At 59.2% G+C, this 19,143-nt stretch carries 26 protein-coding genes; 13 read left to right on the top strand and 13 right to left on the bottom strand.

What is annotated here, in order from left to right; all coding sequences use genetic code 11:
* Nucleotides 1-26: 26 nt before the first annotated feature.
* From BG60_RS28650 to BG60_RS28625, 6 genes are all read right to left on the bottom strand, one after another.
* The gene (locus BG60_RS28650; RefSeq protein WP_034473621.1) at nucleotides 27-1,136 is read right to left on the bottom strand and encodes an enoyl-CoA hydratase/isomerase family protein; all 1,110 of its coding nucleotides are present in this window, start codon (nucleotides 1,134-1,136) and stop codon (nucleotides 27-29) included.
* Nucleotides 1,133-1,819, bottom strand: a complete 687-nt coding sequence (locus BG60_RS28645) for a TetR/AcrR family transcriptional regulator (protein WP_008349942.1) — start codon at nucleotides 1,817-1,819, stop codon at nucleotides 1,133-1,135. The genes BG60_RS28650 and BG60_RS28645 overlap by 4 nt, the downstream gene beginning before the upstream one ends.
* 58 nt (nucleotides 1,820-1,877) lie before the next feature.
* Nucleotides 1,878-2,060 (bottom strand): hypothetical protein, encoded by a 183-nt coding sequence (locus tag BG60_RS28640; RefSeq protein ID WP_008349944.1) that lies wholly within the window; start codon nucleotides 2,058-2,060, stop codon nucleotides 1,878-1,880.
* A 211-nt stretch (nucleotides 2,061-2,271) separates the two neighbouring features.
* Nucleotides 2,272-2,556 carry a DUF1488 family protein gene (locus BG60_RS28635; protein ID WP_008349946.1) on the bottom strand — a complete coding sequence of 95 codons (285 nt, stop codon included), beginning with the start codon at nucleotides 2,554-2,556 and terminating at the stop codon, nucleotides 2,272-2,274.
* A 152-nt stretch (nucleotides 2,557-2,708) separates the two neighbouring features.
* Nucleotides 2,709-3,062, bottom strand: a complete 354-nt coding sequence (locus tag BG60_RS28630; protein WP_008349948.1) for a hypothetical protein — start codon at nucleotides 3,060-3,062, stop codon at nucleotides 2,709-2,711.
* Nucleotides 3,062-3,328, bottom strand: coding sequence for a hypothetical protein (locus BG60_RS28625; protein ID WP_033535792.1), 267 nt, complete (start codon nucleotides 3,326-3,328; stop codon nucleotides 3,062-3,064). Before BG60_RS28625 ends, BG60_RS28630 begins: the two co-directional genes overlap by 1 nt.
* Before the next feature lie 303 nt (nucleotides 3,329-3,631).
* Between BG60_RS28625 and BG60_RS28620 the strand changes: the two genes are divergently transcribed.
* Nucleotides 3,632-3,973, top strand: coding sequence for a hypothetical protein (locus BG60_RS28620; protein WP_034473619.1), 342 nt, complete (start codon nucleotides 3,632-3,634; stop codon nucleotides 3,971-3,973).
* 6 nt (nucleotides 3,974-3,979) lie between these two features.
* On the opposite strand, the gene BG60_RS28615 is transcribed toward BG60_RS28620, so the two are convergent.
* The 3 genes from BG60_RS28615 to BG60_RS36400 form a co-directional block, all read right to left on the bottom strand.
* Nucleotides 3,980-4,318: a DMT family transporter gene (locus tag BG60_RS28615; RefSeq protein WP_008349954.1), complete on the bottom strand. Its 339-nt coding sequence runs from the start codon at nucleotides 4,316-4,318 to the stop codon at nucleotides 3,980-3,982.
* Between the two features lie 18 nt (nucleotides 4,319-4,336).
* On the bottom strand, nucleotides 4,337-4,834 hold the full coding sequence (locus BG60_RS28610; protein ID WP_034473617.1) for a heme-degrading domain-containing protein: 498 nt from the start codon (nucleotides 4,832-4,834) through the stop codon (nucleotides 4,337-4,339).
* Nucleotides 4,835-5,441: 607 nt separating this feature from the next.
* Nucleotides 5,442-5,696 carry a hypothetical protein gene (locus BG60_RS36400; RefSeq protein ID WP_241484901.1) on the bottom strand — a complete coding sequence of 85 codons (255 nt, stop codon included), beginning with the start codon at nucleotides 5,694-5,696 and terminating at the stop codon, nucleotides 5,442-5,444.
* Nucleotides 5,697-6,142: 446 nt separating this feature from the next.
* Here BG60_RS36400 and BG60_RS28600 point away from each other — a divergent pair, with 446 nt between their 5' ends.
* From BG60_RS28600 to BG60_RS28580, 6 genes are all read left to right on the top strand, one after another.
* Entirely contained in the window at nucleotides 6,143-6,481 is a 339-nt protein-coding gene (locus BG60_RS28600; protein WP_034473615.1) for a hypothetical protein, read from the top strand.
* Between the two features lie 21 nt (nucleotides 6,482-6,502).
* Nucleotides 6,503-6,736, top strand: a complete 234-nt coding sequence (locus tag BG60_RS28595) for a gp53 minor capsid family protein (RefSeq protein ID WP_051996687.1) — start codon at nucleotides 6,503-6,505, stop codon at nucleotides 6,734-6,736.
* Between the two features lie 46 nt (nucleotides 6,737-6,782).
* Nucleotides 6,783-7,112, top strand: a complete 330-nt coding sequence (locus BG60_RS28590) for a hypothetical protein (RefSeq protein WP_152563237.1) — start codon at nucleotides 6,783-6,785, stop codon at nucleotides 7,110-7,112.
* 8 nt (nucleotides 7,113-7,120) lie between these two features.
* A complete protein-coding gene (locus BG60_RS28585) occupies nucleotides 7,121-7,630 on the top strand; it encodes a LamG domain-containing protein (protein ID WP_034473613.1) in 510 nt (169 codons plus the stop codon).
* Nucleotides 7,631-7,647: 17 nt separating this feature from the next.
* Entirely contained in the window at nucleotides 7,648-7,824 is a 177-nt protein-coding gene (locus BG60_RS38815; RefSeq protein ID WP_160172911.1) for a hypothetical protein, read from the top strand.
* Nucleotides 7,825-8,018: 194 nt separating this feature from the next.
* A complete protein-coding gene (locus BG60_RS28580; protein ID WP_081851896.1) occupies nucleotides 8,019-9,584 on the top strand; it encodes a type VI secretion system Vgr family protein in 1,566 nt (521 codons plus the stop codon).
* 620 nt (nucleotides 9,585-10,204) lie between these two features.
* Here the strand turns inward: BG60_RS28580 and BG60_RS28575 are convergent.
* On the bottom strand, nucleotides 10,205-11,236 hold the full coding sequence (locus BG60_RS28575) for a DUF2345 domain-containing protein (protein WP_051996681.1): 1,032 nt from the start codon (nucleotides 11,234-11,236) through the stop codon (nucleotides 10,205-10,207).
* A 71-nt stretch (nucleotides 11,237-11,307) separates the two neighbouring features.
* Here BG60_RS28575 and BG60_RS40205 point away from each other — a divergent pair, with 71 nt between their 5' ends.
* From BG60_RS40205 to BG60_RS28570, 3 genes are read left to right on the top strand one after another with little or no spacing between them, the layout of a single operon-like run.
* Nucleotides 11,308-12,012 (top strand): T6SS immunity protein Tli3 family protein, encoded by a 705-nt coding sequence (locus BG60_RS40205; protein ID WP_075583565.1) that lies wholly within the window; start codon nucleotides 11,308-11,310, stop codon nucleotides 12,010-12,012.
* The gene (locus BG60_RS37210) at nucleotides 12,009-12,266 is read left to right on the top strand and encodes a PAAR domain-containing protein (protein ID WP_075583564.1); all 258 of its coding nucleotides are present in this window, start codon (nucleotides 12,009-12,011) and stop codon (nucleotides 12,264-12,266) included. Before BG60_RS40205 ends, BG60_RS37210 begins: the two co-directional genes overlap by 4 nt.
* Nucleotides 12,263-13,657 (top strand): hypothetical protein, encoded by a 1,395-nt coding sequence (locus BG60_RS28570; RefSeq protein ID WP_075583563.1) that lies wholly within the window; start codon nucleotides 12,263-12,265, stop codon nucleotides 13,655-13,657. The genes BG60_RS37210 and BG60_RS28570 overlap by 4 nt, the downstream gene beginning before the upstream one ends.
* On the opposite strand, the gene tssK is transcribed toward BG60_RS28570, so the two are convergent.
* Both tssK and tssC read right to left on the bottom strand, forming a co-directional pair.
* A complete protein-coding gene (tssK, locus tag BG60_RS28565; RefSeq protein WP_241484903.1) occupies nucleotides 13,634-14,848 on the bottom strand; it encodes a type VI secretion system baseplate subunit TssK in 1,215 nt (404 codons plus the stop codon). The two genes, BG60_RS28570 and tssK, sit on opposite strands and share 24 nt — an antisense overlap.
* 64 nt (nucleotides 14,849-14,912) lie before the next feature.
* The gene (gene tssC, locus BG60_RS28560) at nucleotides 14,913-16,301 is read right to left on the bottom strand and encodes a type VI secretion system contractile sheath large subunit (protein ID WP_051996679.1); all 1,389 of its coding nucleotides are present in this window, start codon (nucleotides 16,299-16,301) and stop codon (nucleotides 14,913-14,915) included.
* Nucleotides 16,302-16,579: 278 nt separating this feature from the next.
* Between tssC and BG60_RS28555 the strand changes: the two genes are divergently transcribed.
* From BG60_RS28555 to BG60_RS39120, 3 genes are read left to right on the top strand one after another with little or no spacing between them, the layout of a single operon-like run.
* A complete protein-coding gene (locus BG60_RS28555) occupies nucleotides 16,580-17,101 on the top strand; it encodes a hypothetical protein (RefSeq protein ID WP_152563236.1) in 522 nt (173 codons plus the stop codon).
* Entirely contained in the window at nucleotides 17,101-18,189 is a 1,089-nt protein-coding gene (locus BG60_RS28550; RefSeq protein ID WP_241484902.1) for a T6SS immunity protein Tli4 family protein, read from the top strand. Before BG60_RS28555 ends, BG60_RS28550 begins: the two co-directional genes overlap by 1 nt.
* A gap of 18 nt (nucleotides 18,190-18,207) precedes the next feature.
* Complete coding sequence (locus BG60_RS39120) at nucleotides 18,208-18,576, top strand: hypothetical protein (protein ID WP_167561870.1); 369 nt, start codon at nucleotides 18,208-18,210, stop codon at nucleotides 18,574-18,576.
* Between the two features lie 145 nt (nucleotides 18,577-18,721).
* Here BG60_RS39120 and BG60_RS28540 read toward each other — a convergent pair whose 3' ends face one another.
* Entirely contained in the window at nucleotides 18,722-18,994 is a 273-nt protein-coding gene (locus BG60_RS28540) for a YdaS family helix-turn-helix protein (RefSeq protein ID WP_051996677.1), read from the bottom strand.
* Nucleotides 18,995-19,143: the final 149 nt, after the last annotated feature.

Genomic DNA, 19,143 nt, shown 5'->3' with positions numbered 1-19,143 from the left:
GCCCGCGCGGGCCGCTTTTCACAGCGTCAGTCCTTCAACAGCCGCAGCGGATGCGCCGCGGGCGTCCACGCGCTTTCGAACATGCGATCGACATCGGCGGCGTTCACATCCTCGGCGCGCGCGATCTTCCAGCGCGGCTCGTTGTCCTTGTCCACGATGCGCGCGCGGATGCCTTCCAGCACATCGCCGCGCTCGAACATCGTGCGCGTCAGATCGAGATCGCGGCGCAGCGTCTCGGCCATCGTCGAGAATTTCGCGCGATCGACCTGCTGCAACGCTACATCGACGGACAGCGGCGAGCGCTCGCGCAGCTCGGCGGCCGTGCGTTTCGCCCAGTCGTTGCCGATGTCCGCCTCGCGTTCGAGCGACGCGAGGATCGACGCGCCGTTGCCCGCCGCGAAGTGCTTGTCGATCATCGTGCGCGCGGCGGCCAGCTCGCCCTTTTCGGGAATCGGCGCGACCTTGTACTTCGTCGTTTCGTTCTGCACGAAGCGCACGATCTCGACGCCATCGAGAAAACGCTGATGCCTGAGCGATTCGATGAGGCCCGGCAGCGCGCCGTCGTCGAGATAAGCGTCCGCCATGCGGGCGTACAGCGCGTCCGCGGCGGAAAGGCTCGCGCCCGTCGCCGCGAGATAACGGCCGATCGCCCCGGGCGTGCGCGCGAGGAACCAGCTCACGCCGACATCGGGAAAGAGACCGATGCGCGTCTCGGGCATCGCCATCTTCGTCGATTGCGTGACGACGCGCAGGCCGCCCGTGTGATGCGCGCCCTGCGAGATGCCCATGCCGCCGCCCATCACGACGCCGTTCACGACCGCGACATACGGCTTCGGGAACGTGAAGATCGCGTGATTGAGCTTGTATTCGTCGGTGAAGAACGCGTCGATCGCCGCCCGGTCGCCCGCCTGCGCGGACTCGTACAGAAAGCGGATATCGCCGCCCGCGCAAAACGCGCGCACGTGCGGGCTATAGACGATGACGGCGCGGATCGCCTGATCGTGGCGCCACGCGCGCAAAGCCTCGCTGATCGCGCGCAGCATCGGCGGGGTCAACGCGTTGAGTGCCTTCGGACGATCGAGCGCAATGAAGCCGATGCCGTTGGCGGTGTCGATACGGATGTCTTCGGTGGTCATCGTGTTGAAGTGTCGGGTCGATTCGCTGAGATGAATCGAGGTTCGGTTCGGTTGGCCGGCGCGAACCACGCGTCGAGCGACAACTCGACGAGCGTCGTGGCCGGCGTCTCGGGCAGCGCCGCGCCGGTCAGCTTCAGCGCGACGATGCCATGCAGATTCGCCCACAGGCCTTCCGCGCACGCGAGCGGCGCGGCGTGCGCGGGCAGCCGGTCGGCGGCACGCAATTCGGCGAACGCGTCCGCGATCAGCGAAAGCGTCGCCGCGCCTTGCTCCGCCGCGTGATCGTCGCCTTTGCGCTGGGCCTCGGCGACTGCCTGCGCGGAATCCGTGTGCTCCATGAACATCAGCCGATACGTCTCGGGCTCGGCCAGCCCGAATTCGACATACGCGCGGCCCATCGCGTTCAGGCGCGCGGCCGGATCTGCAATCGATGTATGGGCGAGGAACGCGTCGCGCAGACTCGCGTGCCCTTCCACGCGCAACGCCCGCGCGATATCGCCACGGCTCTTGAAGTGAAGATAGAGCGCGGCGGGCGAATAATCGATCGCCTCGGCCAGCTTTCTCATCGATAGCGATGCAAAGCCCTCGCGCTTCACGATCTCGCGCGAGACCTCGAGTATGCGCTCGCGCAGCGCCTCGCGCTGCTCGCGTCTTTGCTCCGTGCGGCGCTCTTGCGAACCCATGCGAGGCATTGTCGGCACCGCCTCTTTCGAAGTCAAATTGCGACGCGCGGGCGCGCGCTCAGACGGTCATCTTGCCGTCGTCGTCCCGTCGCGAAGCCGCGCGATAAAGCGGCTCGTCCGAGTCGCGCAGCACGACCGACGCGAACACGATGCACAGCGCAAGAATCAGCACACCAACGGCTGCCCAGATGAGCCATAGCGCATTGGACTCGACAAGTGAGTGAAGAAAGGATTGAAGCATGACGACCCCGCGCGATTTTTATATTTGACCGCCCAAGCGCATGGCGTTGAGCAAGTAATGTGCCGAGCGAATCGCATCGCGTGCGGCGAATAGATGGATGGTACTCCGTTGCGCGATCACGCGGAAGGAGGCGCGGCGTGTCCCGCGCGAATAAAGAGGCGGCGCGATGCAGGTCTTACATCGCGCCGTGTAAGAGATGAACGAAGGTGCGTCAGACGGTGACGCGCCCCGGCGGAAAGTGTCCGCTTTTCAGGAGCACGGGCATGCCGTTGGTCACGCGCAGATGCTCCCGCGCGACCGCTTCGATGCGCGTGCGGCCCGCATCGAATGCGTCGATCCAGCCGGCGCTGTCATAGGTCTGCGCGCCGAAGTGATCTTCGAGCGCTTCGACCGAAATGGCGCACGGCACGCGCCGGCCATCTACGATCGCGGCGAACTCGACGGTCAGGTTGGAATCGCGGTAATCGGGCGCGTCCGGAAGGAATCGGATATTCATGATTGTCTCGTTGCTGAAGACGTTCAAGCGCTGAAATCACTTCTATCGCTGCGTTCGATGCGGGTCCGCTCGCGGCGCCGCGAACGATCGCACGAATCGATTCGGCGACTATGGTACTCGCGCTCGCGCCGGGCGGTCCAGCGCCGCGCCGCTCATGCCGCAAGCACGGATTCGTCGACATCGACGACGAGCAGCGAGCTTGCAAGCGGATCGGCATAGTTGAAGTCGAGCAGCCGGCTCATTTCGCGCACGCGGTCGCACACGCGTTGACGCGCATCCAGCGACAGATGCGGATAGTCGCGCAACACTTGCGCGTCGAATCGGTAATGCACGCCCCACGCGACATTGCCCGGATGATTCGCGACGCCGCCGGTGCGCCAGCTCACGAAAAGCGCCGGCGTCGGCTCCGCGCCGATTTCCGCGACGTCCGCGCCGCTCGGAAACAGATCGATCAGGCTGTTCGCGACGTCGTACAGCACGGTATGTCGAAGATGAACGGGGCGCATTACGTCGATTGCAGCAAGCGGTCGATGTATTCGCGCGCGGCCTGCTCGACGTGTGCGAGCGCCTCGTCTTCGGTTGCGAAGCGCCGCTCGGGACCGAGATCGACGAGCGCTTCGAAACGATGGACATCGTCCGGGCCGCCGCGCGCGAGGCTCACCGAGCCGACATAGATCGGCGCTTCACCGTCGTTTTCGCCGTGCGACTGCACGAGCCGCGCCGAAGCGCTGATGTAATACCCACGATATGGCCCCGTGACTCGTTCTGCCATGGTTTTGCCTCCGTTCAATTGGCCGCGCATGCGCCGGTTTTCGCCGATATCGGCGGCAATTTCAACCGAAACGCCAGATGAATAAGGCGCGCGATCCGGAAAATAGTTCATCAGGCGGCTTGACGCGCATACGGGCGCTCTCACGGTTTGATCGCAAGCATCGCGCCCGCGCGGGTTGCGCTAACAACCGCTTACGTGTCGCGTAAGGCGCGTATGGGACAATGCGTCTCTCAAAAAACGCGCCCTCGCCGCGAAGCTCGAGGCACTGCGGCGCGCATCGCAATTCGCTCTCACGAGGTAAAGATGAAGGAATCCGGTCGGCGCTTGCGCCGTATCTCCGCACGCGTCGCGACGCTCGGCGCGGCTGTCGTCGCGATCTCGGGTCTCGGCGCCTGCGCGTCGTCGAACGAAGCATCGCTCATCAATCTGCCCGATGGACAGACCGGCTACGCGGTCAACTGCAGCGGCGCCGACGCCGGATCGAGCTGGGCGAGCTGCTACGTGCTCGCCGGCAAGAAATGCGGCGCGACCGGTTACGACATCGTGTCGAAGGACAACGAGGAAGGCGGCCCGACCGGCGGCGGCATCAGCAACGTGGTCTCCGCGAACGTCAAGAACCGTTCGATGATCGTGCGTTGCAAGTAGAGCGCATCAATGCGCGCTCATCTTCGAGAAGGCGTTGAGCACGACCACGCCGGCGACGATGAGACCCATGCCGAGCATCGCGGGCAGATCGGGCGTCTGTTTGAAGAGCAGCGCCGCGACGAGCGTGATGAGCACGATGCCCGCGCCCGACCACACCGCATACACGATGCCGACCGGCAACGCGCGCAGCGTCAGCGACAGCAGATAGAACGACAACCCGTATCCGGCCACGACGATCGCGGCGGGCAGCGCGCGCGTGAAGCCATCGGAGGCGCGCAGCGCGGAAGTCGCGATGACTTCGGCGACGATCGCGATGGCGAGAAGCACATAAGCGGTTGAGCGCATCGGCGTCGGGGCTCTCTTTTAGTCGCGTCCGAGAGACAGGTCGCCGAAGTTCTGGCCGAGCACGGCGCATAGTGCTTCGACCACAAGCTGATGGTCATCGCGCTGCGGAAGTCCCGACACCGCGACGGAACCGATCACGCCCGCGCCCTGCACGCGCAGCGGGAATGCGCCGCCGTGCGTCGCGAACGCTTTGGGATCGAGCGTGTACTTGTCCGCGAGCGTCGTGCCGGCCTGTTGCAGCGTGAGGCCGATCGCATACGAACTGCGGCGGAAATGCTCGACGGTGCGCGACTTGCGCTCGACCCAGCGCGCGTTGTCGGGTGTGGTGTTGTCGAGCGCTGCGTAGAAAAGCTGGCGCCCGAAGGTACGCACATCGATGACGATGGCCGCATCGCGCGCCAGCGCCATCTCGCGCAATTGCGAACCGATTTGCCACGCGTGTTCCGAGTGAAATTGCGGGAACACGAGCGTGTGCTCCTGATGCGCGATGGCTTGCAGAACGTGGGGAATGTCCATGGACGGGTCCTTTGGCGTGCTTGAAGCGAAGATGGTGGGTGTGGAGGAGATTTTCGCACGCGTGGGGGAAGGCGCGATGTCTGCGTTGGTCGTGAAGGAGTGGAAATGCGACTTGGGATTTGGAAGTCGAGGACGACGTTGATGCGAAAAGCCTGACTGACCAGGCTGATTGCGACCCCAGAAACCGAACGCGACGGACGCTGCCTGCGCGACAGCGAATGTGTCGTCTGCGAGCATTGCGGACACAGCGGGTTTCTCAGCCACCTACGACCGACGCCTTGTTTGTCTCGCGCAGCATCGTGACCATCAGTTCTTCCGTGAATCGGCTCTTCTTCATGACTTCCATATCTCGGTTGGAAGCCATTTCTCAGTTTCGGTTGGCCCAAACTCACCAGGCAAGGCAACGAAATCAGGTTATACGGTAATGCGATCAGGCTCACGTTTCGACAGCGGCTCGACATCGCTCAGAATCAGCGCCGGCATCGCTCACTTCATGAAGTTGCAATGCTCGCGCGTAGCGGGCTACAGCGGGCCAGCCGAATTCGTCTGCCTGAGCATGCAGTTGACGAGTTAAGGATCACTCTTTCGAGGGGCGCTCCGAAAATTGTCATTTGGAAAGCAACCCGCCGGCGCTCTTCGAGAGCGAACTTGCGCTCGCTTTGGCGCTTGTGAGCGCGTCGGTCGCCGTGTTGACGCTCTGCGCCGCCGCTTTGCTCGCGGCGGCGGCTCCCGAGACACTCGACGCCGCCGACGCGGCAGCCGCCCCGGCGTTCGATACGGACTGCTGCGGCGCATCGCGTTTCACGGCTTTCGGATCCGCACCTTCGAGCACGAGCAGATTGCTCTGCACACTGATTCTCACCGGATCGGTGTACAACCCAATCTTTTGGCGAGAAATACACCACTCGGTTGAACTGACGCATATCCAGGTGAAGGCTTCCCGCGCTTGCGATCTGGCCGCCCATGCTATAGCGCCCACCGCCCATGCAGATCGGACCGGTAGACGTGGCGACCGCCCGTTGAATCTCGTCCGTCGTACGAGGGCTGAGCAAGCGATTAACGTACACAGGGTTGAGCAGCGTAACGTCAGTGATGAGAATGCGCGATGATTCGGCGGCAACCTGCCAATCGTGCAGCGTGGCAGCAGCAGCGCTTGCCATGCCGGCACATATCAACTTTCGGCGCTTACGATTAGGCAGCGTGTCGGTCGCGATTTCTGATCGTGTGTTGATGTTCATTAGTCGAATGCAGAGCTCGTAAGCCCTCGCGCAAGTTCGTCGCGACGTCCAACGTGAGGCTCGAGTGGCGATGGACGCCGCGATGCGTGAAGCGGTCAAGCAGGCGGCCAAGGATGCGGAGACCGCGGCGATCCGGCGCATGCGGGCGGTAGCCGACGCCGAATCCTTCGTGCAGCCGTGGGTCGGTCATCTGGCCCTTGCGCAGGACAGCGCGGAGGCAGTCTATCGCGCGGCGCTCAGCACGCTCGGCATCGCGCTTGACGGCATTCACCCGAGCGCCTTTCGTGCGATCCTCGAGGCGCAGCCGAAGCCAGGGCTGCAGCGCGCGCGAGTCGCCATGGACGCCGCCTCGATGAAGAGCTTCGCCGAACGCTATCCGCATGCAAACGGCATCAAGCAACTGGGGTGACCAATCGGGGGGAGGGACATCATGGGCGTTCAGACTCAGGTATATGTGCAGCCGTCGCCGGCCGTCGAGGGCGACTTCGCGTCGGCCAATCCGCGCGCATCGGTGCTGGCGGGTCCCGGCGCGCTTGTCGCCGGGCCAAACGGTGTGACGGTCGGTCGTTTCGCGTGGGCGTCGTCGAACGGCGAAGAGAATGTGAGCTCAGGCGAGGTGGACTACCGCCAACGAAATTTACACCGACATCCAGACGCTCTTTAACGAGCTGGTATTGCAGTCGGGCGGGCTGATCGAGATGGACGCGCGCATGACGCTGGCGATGGCGCCATCGTCGAGCGTGGCGCTGACGACCACCAACATCTACAACGTGAACGTCTCGGACATGCTGAAAAAGAACTTCCCGAACCTGCGCGTCGAGACCGCAGTGCAATACCAGAATCCGACCGGCGGCAACCTTATGCAACTGATCGCCGAGGAGATCGAGGGGCAAAAGACAGGTTTCTGCGCCTTCACCGAGAAGCTGCGTGCGCACGGCATCGTGCGCGACACCAGCAGCTTCAAACAGAAGAAGTCGCAGGGCACGTGGGGCACGGTGATTTTTCAACCGTTCGCAGTCGCTTCGATGCTCGGCGTGTAGGAGCCAACATGGCCACGCGCACCACCCGTCCGGACGCGCAGTCGCCGTCCGATATCTCGGCGGCGTCACCTGTCGCGCAACCTGCCGCCGCGACACCACCCATCGCACCGGACGCGTCCGGCGACACGGTGACGGTCGCCTGCCGTCTGCCGCAGGGCATTCATCTGGACATCGTGAAGCAAGGTGAGGCCTATGCCAGCAATGGTGCGTCGTACAACGTGATTCTCTGGCCTGCGAGCTACCAGAACGTGCAATCGGACAGCAACACCGCGCCTGCGCCGGGCACGGCCAATCACCATGTCGTGACCTACCAAAACGACGCTTACCGTCTTTATCTGAATGGCGTGCTGCTCGCATCCTCAAACGCCTTCAACGTCACGACTCAGCCGGTGCTGCAGATTGGTGCGACGGGCTGGACCTGCGGTGCGCTCAACGGTGTGATCGGCGAGATGGCGCTGTACGACCGAGCGCTCAGTGCTGAGCGTGTAATGGCGCACTATCTGGCGGGGATGCGATGAGAAGAAAATTGCGATGGATGGCCGTCGTCATCGTCGCGTTCCTGAGCGCGTTGCTGCTCAGCGCCTGCACGCTGATCTATATCGAAGGCAACTCCAACACCCTTACCGACAGCGGTAATCATAGCGGGTCGCTTAACCTGCCGCAGCCCAGCGCCACGCGAGCGAAACTATTGCCGCAGACGCAAGCTCGCTGAGTGCTCCAGAAGGAATCCTTGATTAAAGAGCTAGAAACGACCAAGTCGCTGGCGATCGTCTAGGATAATTCGTGTATCGGCAGCGCCGAGGTTTCGATAAGATCTTCCCCCTACGAGCGCATGCGCTCTGAAGCTGATCACCACTTGCCTTTTGGCAGGTTTCGATAGCAGTGCATAAAAAGGAGCGTATGAGCATGTCCACCGTACTGGACAGAATGGAGGGGATTGCCAGTCGAGTGACCGGGCGACAGTCCCAGCACCTCGAAGTGCCCGGCACCGACGGCGCGGCGTTCTTGTCGGTGTCCTCGCATCACATCTCCGAGAAGATGGGCAGTCCCAGTGTCGTCACCCTGAAGGTGACGCACCCGCGTGTCGTCTCTCGTCGTGACTACCTCAACCGGGACGCAACGTTTTCTTTGCAGTCAGATGACGGCTCGGTCAGAAAGTGGTCCGGCTTTATCGCGTCGTTTTCCAAGCTAAAGACCACCCACGATTTCGTGAGTTACGAAATCGTTCTCAAGTCGCATCTGGCAAGGCTCGAAGGTGTTCGTGATACAAAAATTTACCAACACAAGACAATCCCGGACATCCTGGAGGCGGTGCTGGTTCGTCACGGATTGATGCCGCATCAGTACATTTTCCGGCTACGGAGCAAGTATCCGCAGATGCTGTTCCGCTTCCAGTACGCGCAGGATGACCTGGCGTACTTGCAGATGCTGATGGCGAAGTGGGGAATCTATCTCTTTATCGAAGAAACCGAGCATGGCGACCGAATCGTCTTTGCCGATGATATCGATCACTACGTCTATGATCCCGCCCGCATCGTTCCGTATCGCGAGAATGCCGGTTTAGAAGCGGCCATTGAATCAGTGTATGAACTGGCGTGCCATACGCACGTTGTGCCGCAGTCGGTCGTGGTAGCGGACTATAACCCCGATCAGGCCTACGAGCGTTTCAGGGCGGAAGAGAATGTCGCGCCGCAGGATCCAACCACCTATGGCACGCCGTACATCTACGGCACCGCACATTTGGATCAGGCGGAGGCTCAGCGCAAGGCTCAGCTGTATCACGAAGAAGCGATCTGCCGGCAGGTCCTTTTCGAGGGTGAGAGCAATGTGCAGGAGTTGCGGTGCGGTCGCGTGTTCCGCACGGATACCGACTTGCCGGACGCCGAAGATGGACTGGTTGCGATCGAAGTCACGCATAGTGGCGCGCGTGACAAAGCCTACAGCAACACCTTCAAAGCGATTCCTGCGGATCGGCGCTTTCGGCTGAAGATCGACGAGTCCAGATATCCGAAGATCGCGGGCACGCTCAGCGGCCGGGTCACGTCGCCGGATAAGTACAAATATGCGTTCTTATCGGCCGCCGGCTACTACACAGTACGTTTCGACGTAGATTTTCAGGAGTGGCCTCGCGGCGGCGAGAGCGTACCGTTGCGTCTGGCCAAGCCGTTCGCGGGGGCGTTGCAGACGGGATTTCACTTCCCGGGACTCGACAACACCGAAGTAGTGATTGGATTTCGTGACGGAGATCCGGACAAACCTGAGATATTAGGATTCCATCACAACAGCCAGGCGGTCGATCATATCACGAACGATCGTAGATGGCTTCTTGCGCCGCGGCTTCATGACCTTTCTGTTGTCTCAACTCGTAGTACTTCCGAAGTGATTCAGCACCGGTTCCGGCAGTTTTATCGATGGCAGTCTGTTTATCAATCCCGCTCGGAACGGGGGGCACTTCAAGAAATCCGGTGGTGAAGTAAGGATCGCCCAGTCCGGTCCAGTCTGCGTCGCGGACTAGATTCAGCCAAAAATCGCGAGATTTATAGGAGTCGCAGAATCCGATCGGCAGATCCCATGCGGCGACACGACGCATAAACTCAACGTGTTGAGGCAGCGTGCTATGGTTGGTCGGCATCGGCTGATAACGCTCGTATGAATAAAGGACTTGCTGACGCCTATTCGCTCCGAGTACATCAAGTGACGTTTCGAAATACGGTACTCCCGGATCAAGATAGTTCCCTTGCTTGTCACGGGCACCCAGCACATCCTGATCGCTCCGTGCCTGTTCGAAATAGCGGTCAACTGTCTCCCTTACGAACTCTCCTTTACGCATTCGAGTGACCGTGTAAGGTCGACGTCGCGACATTTCCTCGGCTGTCACCGGATTGGGAACCTTCTCCGCGTTGATATTCACCATCTGGTTCTTATCAGGCTCGGCCCAGATATAGCTTCCTGCCATTCTATGATTCCCAATATGGTCGACCAAAATGGTCGGTTTGTTTCGGCGTTACACTAGTGGCCGTCTTTAAGGTTTGACGTCCGTCGCTCGCGTCGACTTGCGGATTTTTATTATTCGGCATTCTTGAAATACCTTATTAGGAAAGAATGAGCTTCATACTTTGGACCACATCACTTTTTAAAATAGATGTCTCACCATTTTCATTCGTCTTACCGTCTAAAATCTTGCCGTCCGAAAACTCAATTCGATACGGGCGATTCGCCAACGGACGTCCAGTCAAGTCATCACACAGTACAAATTTCTGGTCATTCTTAACGTTGGTCTGACTAAATTTAGGCAACGGCAAGCTCAATGATCCAGGCCCCTCCTTCTGCATTTCGATAATCTTCAGGATGAGATTGCCCGCGCCACCGATCTCGACGTTATCGCCTTGAACCTTGATGTAAGCGCTGCCGCCACCACTCAGCACGACGCCATTGGCCGCGTTGGCCGTCAGCGTTCCGGCTGCGCTGCACAGTTGCATGTTCTGCTGCGCGACCAACTCCATTGCGTCCGACTGCGCCTGGATCTGGACCTTGCCATGCGCTGCATACAACTTCAGCCCCATCTTCTGAGCGAACAGTGATATCGCGTTGGTCGCGGCCAGCACCACGTTACGCATTGTGCTGACGTTGAAGCCCGCGCTGGTGTTGACGTTCACGTCCTTGCCGGCCGCTACGGAAATGCGATCGGGCGTCGCCAGCGCGATGCCTTTAGGCGATGAAAGCAACATGACCGCCTCGCGCAGCTCATTCACGCTGTCCTTGAGCCATTGGTTTTCGGCCTTCAGATCGGCGATTTCGGCATTCGCGACGGACGCCGCCTGTGTTAAACCATCAGCCTGAGCGCATACGATCTGCAGCTGATTCATGCCGGCAGTCATGTCGATCTGTTTGCCTTCGGCCAGCTCCTGCTTATCGGTCGAGATCAACATGCCCGATCCGGCTCTCAGCGCGCCGAAGCCATCCGAGCGAAGCTCGTAGCCGCTACCGCGCTTTTCCAGCTTTGAATCGACCAGGTGACCGAGGTTAAGCTGCGACTTGCCCGAATGCTCGGTGCTGAGTTTGATGCCCTCTTCGCCCGCCCAGTCTTCCATCCGCAGCTTGTTGTTGCTCTGCGTCCGGATCACATTGCGCGACAGAACTCGGACAAATTCTCGGATCCGACTAATACCACTGGATCACAGAAAAAGGGGGGCGTATGCTGAGGAGATTTTTAGTTGGTTTCTTGATAATCGTGACGTTTGCGGGTTGCGAAGAGCGACCTGTGGCAGAGACGAATCTGGGTGCCAACGCTAGCGCGACAGGTACGCGTGATACAACTTACAGTGTGCCACCGCAAGTAGTGTACCGAGTTGACGACCACAGATTCATTACGCTTGAGAACTATAACGACTGCTCGGGAGATACTTGGTACAACGATACGAAATCCGGTGTTCGAACGAAGATTGGACTAACGTGGCCAGCAGGATTTCGCGGAGAACTCGTGGTGGACGATCCCACAGGAATGAATGTTGTGATTCCGACTGTGTCAACCAATCTGTGCGGCGATCGAGGTTGTATTAATTACCTTGCCTACTCGTCGGATGGAGGACGGTCGTTTAACTGGCTTCAATATGACGACCACGCCAAAAGCTTTGATTCTGTAAAAAGCTCGGGGGATTATCTCATGTCGGTAACAAAAGATTCCTTATACATAACACAGAAGATTAGTGACGCTGGCGACACTTACACTGACAGAGTTCCATTGGCACCAGGCTACGTGTACGGACAAGACGCAAAGCTACCAAAAGGTGTTGGGATAGAGTCCGATGCACAATTGCCGCGAAATCTTGCAACCCCGTCGGGCCAAAAGCACTACGCTTGTGACAACTCAATTCATGACTCGAAGGCTACGAAGAAATGAGCAATCCAGTCTGTCTTGGTGACGAAACCACGCACAAGGGGTTTGTAAAAACGGCGTCTTCTACGTTCGGTCTTGACGGTCGAAAAGTCGCGTTGCTGAACGACATCGTTTCATGCCCGGAGCATGGTGACAATCCAATCGTTGAGTGTGGAACGGGCTACAGCGAGGGGGGCCGCGGTTGGATCGTTCATCACTGTCGGACGCAATGCGGGAGCCTGGTGATCGCCAGTGCCACGGGGATGAGCATCACATGAACATGAAGTGGCCCGTCCCGGACGCAGTAGAGCAGGAACTTCAGAAGCCGCCGTCTGGTTGGTTTTACGCTGGACTGTACGTGCTGATAGAACTCATTGCGGTCGCTTTGACGATTTGGAAGTGGCCCAAAGGCCAGACAACCATGTCGGAGAAGTTCTTGCTCGACATAGTCATCGCGCCAGCACTGCTCACGATTGCTTTGTGTTGCATGCTCCACAGTAAGTTCTTCGAAGACCTGTGGCGCCGGTCGAGATGGTGGAATCTACTTCGTACAATACATTTCGCCAACTGGCAGCATTGGGCGCGTGCGCATCTTGTGCTAATCGACAGCGTGGTGTTGACAGCGGAGAAGGATCTTGCTGCTCGAATGCTTGGTCTTGAGCCGTCGCCGCCGATCAATCCGAAGAAGGCGTTGCAAATCGGAGGCGTGGACGCGTCGGTTGGCGAAAGTCGGCAGGAACAGGTAATGGAACGGCTGTTGACGCATCTGACGGATGCCATCAAGAAGGTTACGCGTAACGGTAAGCTCGAAGTACTGTTGCATGCATCTGATGAGAGCCAGAAACTTCTTTTGGAGCGGTCGTGGCGCAAGCTCGACTTGCCCGGTCAGCCTGAAATTCTGTGGCTACCGCTCGGGGCCGACGTGCCACTGCTCGACGCTTGGTTTAACGAACAGGTATCGGATTACCAACTGGTCATAGCGCTTCAGCTGCACGAGCGGGATGAAGCGGGAACGTTCTCTGAAGCGGGCGTCGCGGTGCTAATCACTACGCCAAAAGTCTTTGCCCGCGCGAAGGACCTCAAGGCGAGCGCGTGCATTCTGCGTGCGATTTACGCCGAACCCGAGACGGCGGGCGCAGCGCTGACGACTTTGCTACGCGCGGAACAAGCGCCGCAGAAGAAAATCCGTCATCTGTGGTTCAGCAATCTGGAAAAGCAGATGAAAAACGCGACAGCAGGCGCCGCGCGCGATGCAGACCTGAGCGTGCAGGAACAGGACCTCGACCGTGCGTTAGGCTTGCCAGGGCCAGTCACCGGATGGCTGATTCAGGCGCTCGCGGCGGAGATGGTCAAGCAGTCTCAGGGGGCGCAACTGGTGGTCACACCGCGACGTGGGGGCGCGGCATTAAATCTGGTGAGCGTAGCACCGTCGCCGGTCAAGTTTCCGCCTGAGCAGCACGTTCCACTTCTGTCGGTGGTATGGGCGATTGGCATGCTTTCTCTTTCACTGTTTGCGCTCTGTTTGCACAAGATTGCACCGGGCGTGATGAACGTCGATTTGACGCTCTGGCTGTGCATCGCGTTCATGCTGCTTATCCCGCTTCAGTACGGCGCAGCGTCGCTTGATCGCGAGCGCGACACCAAGTCATTTCGTGAGAGATTCAACTAGGTCGCGTCGTTGTGCGTCGCGTCGCATCGCGAGGACTTCCGCATCGGCCAGCAAGCTTAGATCGTCGTAGACGAGGCGCCCGGCGCTGCCGCCTACGTGTTCCATGCCGACACCGAAGAGCTGAATTTCAGGCGGGCGTTCATGGACGCGGGCTGGCGGCTTGCGCAAGTCGGCGTGTGGGTCAAACCGAACTTCGTGCTGGGCCACCACGACTATCACTGGCGCCATGAACCGGTCCTCTACGGGGCCAAGCCCGGCGCGGCGCATCGATGGTTGGGCGACCGTAGCCAGTCGACGGTGTGGACCTTCGATCGTCCGACACGCAGCGACGACCAACGTCTCCGTCGTGGAGAAAGTCAGAAGCGAACCCGCCAGCCGCGAAAGCAGCGCATAGAGCCGCTCCGGATGCTGATTCGGTGCCTGCACCAGCCGCGCGAGTTCCGGCCAGGACGAGTTCACGCTGTGCAGCAGCCAGAAGAGCGAGACGTCGGCGACCGCGTAGTCGGCGATCTGGTCCGAACGTTCGCGCCGGCGTACCGCCAGGCTCGCGCTCTTCGCGCTGAGGATTTCCGACAGGCGCTTCATGCGTGTCGTCAACATCGTATTGGCCGACAAGAACAGGCACGGCGGCACGAAGGCCGCATCGAGTTCGAAGCGTCCCTGCGCATTGCGGATAAAGCGCGCAACCGGGCACGTCACGTAATCGCCGCCCGCCTCGAAATCGAACAGCAAAGAGACGGCGTGGCGTTCGACGCTGATTTCTTCCTTACCTTCGCCGTACAAATCAGCGACGTGCAGATACTCCCGCACGAACCGGCGTGGCCGGGCGGGTTTCGCCCCAGGCTCGATGCAGTTGCCGCCTTGCGCATCGACGAGCGCCACACCCGCGAGCACCGTTATCGCATCGTATTGCGAGCCGACGTCATCGAGACTGCGCGCGGCCGGGAGCCAGTCGGACGTGTCGCTGTCGATGAGCGTCCCATCGGGCAAGCGCAGTACCAGCTTGGTGAACTGCACACGATCGATGCCCAGCGCCTGTTTGTCGACTGCCACGTCGATCACGCCCCAAGGATCGGGGCTCGCCATCTCGGCGATGCGCGCGTTCGCGAGCTGCTCCCACAACGCTTGTTGCTGGAAGTGCTGCGGCGTCATAAAGACGCCTTGTGCCCATAGGGGTCTCGTTATTTTCATAAGGTTGAAGGTCTTGATGTCGCCGGGAGCGCGTTTCGACACGCTTCCGCCGGATTGAACGGGTTCAATTCTTCGCCCTGGGCATCTGCGAAGTGAGCGAGAGACCGATGTCCATGCCCTCGATCTGGAAATGCGGCACGATAAAGAGCTTCATGCGAAAGAACCCCGGGTTGTCCTCGATGTCTTCCACCTCCACGCGCGCCTCGCGCAGCGGGTGCGAGGCCTGCAAGTCGTCGCCAGGCGCGGTCATTTCGGTGACGAGCGTCTTGACCCAGGTGTTGAGCTCGAGCTCCAGCAGCCGCCGGTCCTTGGTCGTACCGATGTTCTCGCGCTGGATCATCTTCAGATGATGCGCGATTCGCGAGAGCAGAAAGATGTAAGGCAAGCGGGCATTGACGCGGCTGTTGGCGCTCGCTTCCTTGGTGTCGAAGTCCTCGGGCTTCTGAACGGAGTGCGCGGAGTAGAAGCACGCGTCATCGTGATTTTGGAAATGCGACAGCGCGATCAGACCGATATGAGCGAACTCGAACTCACGCGTCTCGGGCACGAGTGCATCGGTGCGAATCTTGGCGAGATTGCCGGCGCCGAGCGCGTACAGTTGCGTGGGCAGGTTCTCGACGATCCCGCCCGCGCGCGGCCCGCGGATCTGGATGCACCAGCCGTTGCGCACGAAGCTTCGCACGAGATTGGTGGCGAAAGCGAACGACGCGTTCGCCCAGAGATATCCGGCGCCATTCGAATGGTTCACCGCCTCGGTGTAGTTGAATGAGCGCACCGGTGTCGTATCAGCACCGTACGGAAGACGCGCCAGAAAGCGCGGCAGCGTCAGACCCAGATAACGCGCATCGTCCGTCTTGCGCAGACTGTTCCATCGAAAATATTCGGCGCGTTCGAAATGGCCGCGCAGGTCGCGAATTGCGACGACATCTTCCATTGATGCCTTGCCGAAGAATTCAGGCGACACCCCGCCGATGAACGGCATGTGTGCGGCGGCGGACACTTTCGAAATGTCGCGCAACAGCGCCATATCCTGCGGGCTGCGATCGAATGCGTAGTTTGAGATCAGAGCAGCGATCGGCTGGCCCCCCGGTGTGTCGTATTCCTCGGTGTAGGTGTGTCGGAACAGGCCGCTCTGAACGACGTCGGGTGCGTCTTCGAAATCCCGCCGCAGCGTTTCCTTGTCGACGTCGAGCACTTCGATGTGCACATTCTTGCGAAAGTCTGTGTGGTCGACCAGAAACTTCAAGCCCCGCCAGGCCGCTTCGAGCCGCTGGAAGTCGGGGTGATGCAGGATCGCATCGAGTTGATCGCCGAGCCGTTGATCGACACTCGCGATCTCCATGTCGATGTGCAATTCGGATGATCGCTGCGGCGCGGAGGCAGATCGATCGGACGCGTCAATGACCGCGTGCGAAGTGAGGTGTCGAGAATCGGACGGAATATGCACCAACATGCTTGAATATGCTTTAAGCGCGGTAACGAGAGCAATCGCCTAGAGACGAGACCGCGTGCCGTTAATTCGATGAGGCGGCAACGTATATCACGTCCGAACGTGAGATGCTATCGCGCTTTGAGAAAGATCAGGAATACGGATAACTAAGACATTTCCCCCTTACAGATCGATTGCCAATGAGCTATGGTCCGATGCCAATGGCGCATCCATGCGAAGACTGATCACCGCTTGCTTTCTGGCAAGCATCGATAGCATTGCAGAGAAAGGAGTGTATGACCATGTCCAGCTTATTGGACGCAGCAGAGCGGATCACGAGCCTGGTGACGGGGCGTCAGTCGCAGCACCTTGAAGTGCCGAGCGCAGACAGTGCGGCGCTCCTGTCAGTGACGGCGCATCATATCTCGGAGAAGATGGGCGAGCCAGTGGTCTTGACGGTCACGTCGCCCTCCGACGATAGCATCGCAGTTTGCGTTATGGTGCCGCAGCGGATCATTCCAGTGATCTTTGTGCCTGGCATCATGGGAAGCAATTTATGCAATCTTACTGAATCGTCGCTGAGTTTGCCCGTTTCCAAGACATTCAAGATTGGACCTGCGAGCGACAACGGCGACGGTACCGTGCCAGTACGGTCTGGGAGTGCGCCGAAGCATTTCTCGAAGGCATGCATTGGATTCAGCGGAATTGACCACGAAGGCGCATACAACCCAACGCCCCAACCGCACCCGCCACAATTCTTTACGCTCTGGGCCATTGTTCGGATCGTCGGCAATGTGAAGGGTACAACGATGGAATACAAGTGATGCGCGCGATTGGGGCAGTACTGATAGGGGTCGCAGTGCTGACGAGCGCATGTCAGCAGAAGAGTAGGGATCTGACAGAGCAGGAAAAGAAAACCGTGATGAATACGACAACAGATTTGAAACCTCGTTGCGTGGGGCGCTATCTAATCGACCTGCCAGGGGACGTCCGCTCGGCAGGCGTAGTGAAGTTGCAGGGTGTCATAGTCGATTTCAGTTCCAAGACGCAGGAACAGTTTGAACATGACATGGAACAATTGGAGGTGGAACTGAAGGCTACGAAAAGTCCCACTGGCTACCGTTACCTGTACGAATATGGAAAGGTACGGAACATCGATCACAGCCGATATTTTGTTTCTTTGGGAAGTAGGGCTTCCCCGAGCGACGCTGTTCGGTTTATTGAAGCCTATAAGTGGGATCGCGGATATCAAATCAAGCTGAACATCGATGCGGTGGACTTCCTTCATTCCGAGGACAGAGATCAACCTTGGTTAAACGATCTGCCTGTCAAGAATGATGTTCCCGAAAAGAGCCGTCGTGTTTTCGACCTTCTCGAAAAGCTAGAGGGGCGCCGCGACGATGTGATTCCGACTCAGCCAGGCGCATGCTTTGTCGGCGGATTTCTTCCAGGAAAAGCAGTCTCCGAAGACGAGGAAATTCAATCGTTTTTCGCACTGCCGGACAAACCTGACGTCGGCTTCAGCATCGAAACCTTCGGAAACATGAAGCCCGGCGATACACTGCTTAGACGGATCAAAGACGAGACTGTGAGCTACGCCCTCAAAGCTGCGGAGGGCCGCTTTCTGCGGACTGGCTCCTTCGACACGGTCGGAGGCATGAAGGCCGAGGAATCGCTGATCGCTGCCCTTACCGTTGATACGCCTCCGGTACACGGCTTCCGATTTTCGCTGGAGACAAACTACGCAAGTGGCGCGGCCTCTCCCTATCTGCTGCTGGACATGGACGTGGGTGCCTCCAATTTCTTCACGAAAGGAGAACCGGTCACCAAAGCATCGTTGACCGAGGGTGAAGCCATCGCGCTATGGGATGCGGTATCCCGAACGCTTCGGCGCCGTCCCAATGCTTTCTAGCGTATCAGGCGTACTAATATGGCCGTTGATTTATCGTTGTTGCCAATTGAAGAGCCGGAACCAGACGACCCTCGCTCAAGGTTCTTCTGGACAGTCATGTTTCTCGCACTTCTTCTGGTGTGTGTTTTTGCCGTGCTGTTAGTCTGGCCGAAGAACATGCCGACGGCCCCGCGGAAGTTTTGGACATCTGTGACGCTTTTTCCTGTTGGACTTGGAACGCTGGCATCTTTGCGCACGGCCAAAAGAATCCTGGTCAGCAGAATGAGCATTTTGGTTTCGACCACCAAGGCAGCTATGGCGACAAGCACCCGCGCTCGCTCTACGGCACGATGTATGCGATCGAAGATCGCGAAACTGGCGCAATGGCACAAGAAGGATCTTGTATGAAAGGGGGCTGGAAGACCCATGCGATCGGACGCCACCTTGTCGATGTTCCGGCACGCCGTCAAAATCAATCACGGCGGCCACGTAGGTCTCCTAAATTTTTCCGTCGAGACAGCCATTTGACCCTGCCTATCGCGACCTCGCTTCGTTAAATATGCGCAACGTGTGGTGAGGAATAAATACGCCTACCCGCGACTGTCCAGTCTGGGCGCAGCGTGAAGTGTGTGACGCGAGGATCATCCACCGCCTGCGCCACGAGCGCGACGTACTCGATCGGCGCCTCGCCTTCTCGATGCAACCACTGCCTGACGAACGTCCGTCTCTTGCCCAGTCGCCGCGCCAGGCCCGGTTGCGCGCCGCATAACGACATCGCCAGCCTCAGCCAGTCAATGGCCGGACTTTCGAAATCAGCGATTTTCATGATCGTGACGAATGGGCAGTCGAATGACGAGATGAAAACTAGTTTCTGAAAACGCCTTCGTCAACCACCCGAAAAATTTGGTCTGTAACAAATGACTGGTTCGACCCGACAATGACTGCGTCGGAGCTTATGACTTTCACCTAGCCGAG

It is taken from the genome of Caballeronia zhejiangensis (assembly GCF_000698575.1).
In the GTDB taxonomy this organism is placed as follows: Bacteria; Pseudomonadota; Gammaproteobacteria; order Burkholderiales; family Burkholderiaceae; genus Caballeronia; species Caballeronia zhejiangensis.
The sequence above is the reverse complement of the archived record's forward strand: the minus strand, read 5'-3'. Positions and strand labels throughout refer to the sequence as shown.

Bases quoted from the DNA above. Each gene is read 5' to 3' on its own strand.
- BG60_RS37210 (WP_075583564.1), top strand. From the start codon at position 12,009: ATGAGCAATCCAGTCTGTCTTGGTGACGAAACCACGCACAAGGGGTTT.
- BG60_RS39120 (WP_167561870.1), top strand. From the start codon at position 18,208: ATGGCCGTTGATTTATCGTTGTTGCCAATTGAAGAGCCGGAACCAGAC.
- BG60_RS28650 (WP_034473621.1), bottom strand. From the start codon at position 1,136: ATGACCACCGAAGACATCCGTATCGACACCGCCAACGGCATCGGCTTC.
- BG60_RS28585 (WP_034473613.1), top strand. From the start codon at position 7,121: ATGGCCACGCGCACCACCCGTCCGGACGCGCAGTCGCCGTCCGATATC.
- BG60_RS28570 (WP_075583563.1), top strand. From the start codon at position 12,263: ATGAACATGAAGTGGCCCGTCCCGGACGCAGTAGAGCAGGAACTTCAG.
- BG60_RS28635 (WP_008349946.1), bottom strand. From the start codon at position 2,556: ATGAATATCCGATTCCTTCCGGACGCGCCCGATTACCGCGATTCCAAC.
- BG60_RS28540 (WP_051996677.1), bottom strand. From the start codon at position 18,994: ATGAAAATCGCTGATTTCGAAAGTCCGGCCATTGACTGGCTGAGGCTG.
- BG60_RS28595 (WP_051996687.1), top strand. From the start codon at position 6,503: ATGGGCGTTCAGACTCAGGTATATGTGCAGCCGTCGCCGGCCGTCGAG.
- BG60_RS40205 (WP_075583565.1), top strand. From the start codon at position 11,308: ATGCTGAGGAGATTTTTAGTTGGTTTCTTGATAATCGTGACGTTTGCG.
- BG60_RS28600 (WP_034473615.1), top strand. From the start codon at position 6,143: ATGGACGCCGCGATGCGTGAAGCGGTCAAGCAGGCGGCCAAGGATGCG.
- BG60_RS28555 (WP_152563236.1), top strand. From the start codon at position 16,580: ATGTCCAGCTTATTGGACGCAGCAGAGCGGATCACGAGCCTGGTGACG.
- BG60_RS28615 (WP_008349954.1), bottom strand. From the start codon at position 4,318: ATGCGCTCAACCGCTTATGTGCTTCTCGCCATCGCGATCGTCGCCGAA.
- BG60_RS28625 (WP_033535792.1), bottom strand. From the start codon at position 3,328: ATGGCAGAACGAGTCACGGGGCCATATCGTGGGTATTACATCAGCGCT.
- BG60_RS28620 (WP_034473619.1), top strand. From the start codon at position 3,632: ATGAAGGAATCCGGTCGGCGCTTGCGCCGTATCTCCGCACGCGTCGCG.
- BG60_RS28580 (WP_081851896.1), top strand. From the start codon at position 8,019: ATGTCCACCGTACTGGACAGAATGGAGGGGATTGCCAGTCGAGTGACC.
- BG60_RS28610 (WP_034473617.1), bottom strand. From the start codon at position 4,834: ATGGACATTCCCCACGTTCTGCAAGCCATCGCGCATCAGGAGCACACG.
- BG60_RS28590 (WP_152563237.1), top strand. From the start codon at position 6,783: ATGACGCTGGCGATGGCGCCATCGTCGAGCGTGGCGCTGACGACCACC.
- BG60_RS38815 (WP_160172911.1), top strand. From the start codon at position 7,648: ATGGCCGTCGTCATCGTCGCGTTCCTGAGCGCGTTGCTGCTCAGCGCC.
- BG60_RS28630 (WP_008349948.1), bottom strand. From the start codon at position 3,062: ATGCGCCCCGTTCATCTTCGACATACCGTGCTGTACGACGTCGCGAAC.
- tssK (WP_241484903.1), bottom strand. From the start codon at position 14,848: ATGAAAATAACGAGACCCCTATGGGCACAAGGCGTCTTTATGACGCCG.
- BG60_RS28640 (WP_008349944.1), bottom strand. From the start codon at position 2,060: ATGCTTCAATCCTTTCTTCACTCACTTGTCGAGTCCAATGCGCTATGG.
- BG60_RS28645 (WP_008349942.1), bottom strand. From the start codon at position 1,819: ATGGGTTCGCAAGAGCGCCGCACGGAGCAAAGACGCGAGCAGCGCGAG.
- tssC (WP_051996679.1), bottom strand. From the start codon at position 16,301: ATGTTGGTGCATATTCCGTCCGATTCTCGACACCTCACTTCGCACGCG.
- BG60_RS28550 (WP_241484902.1), top strand. From the start codon at position 17,101: ATGCGCGCGATTGGGGCAGTACTGATAGGGGTCGCAGTGCTGACGAGC.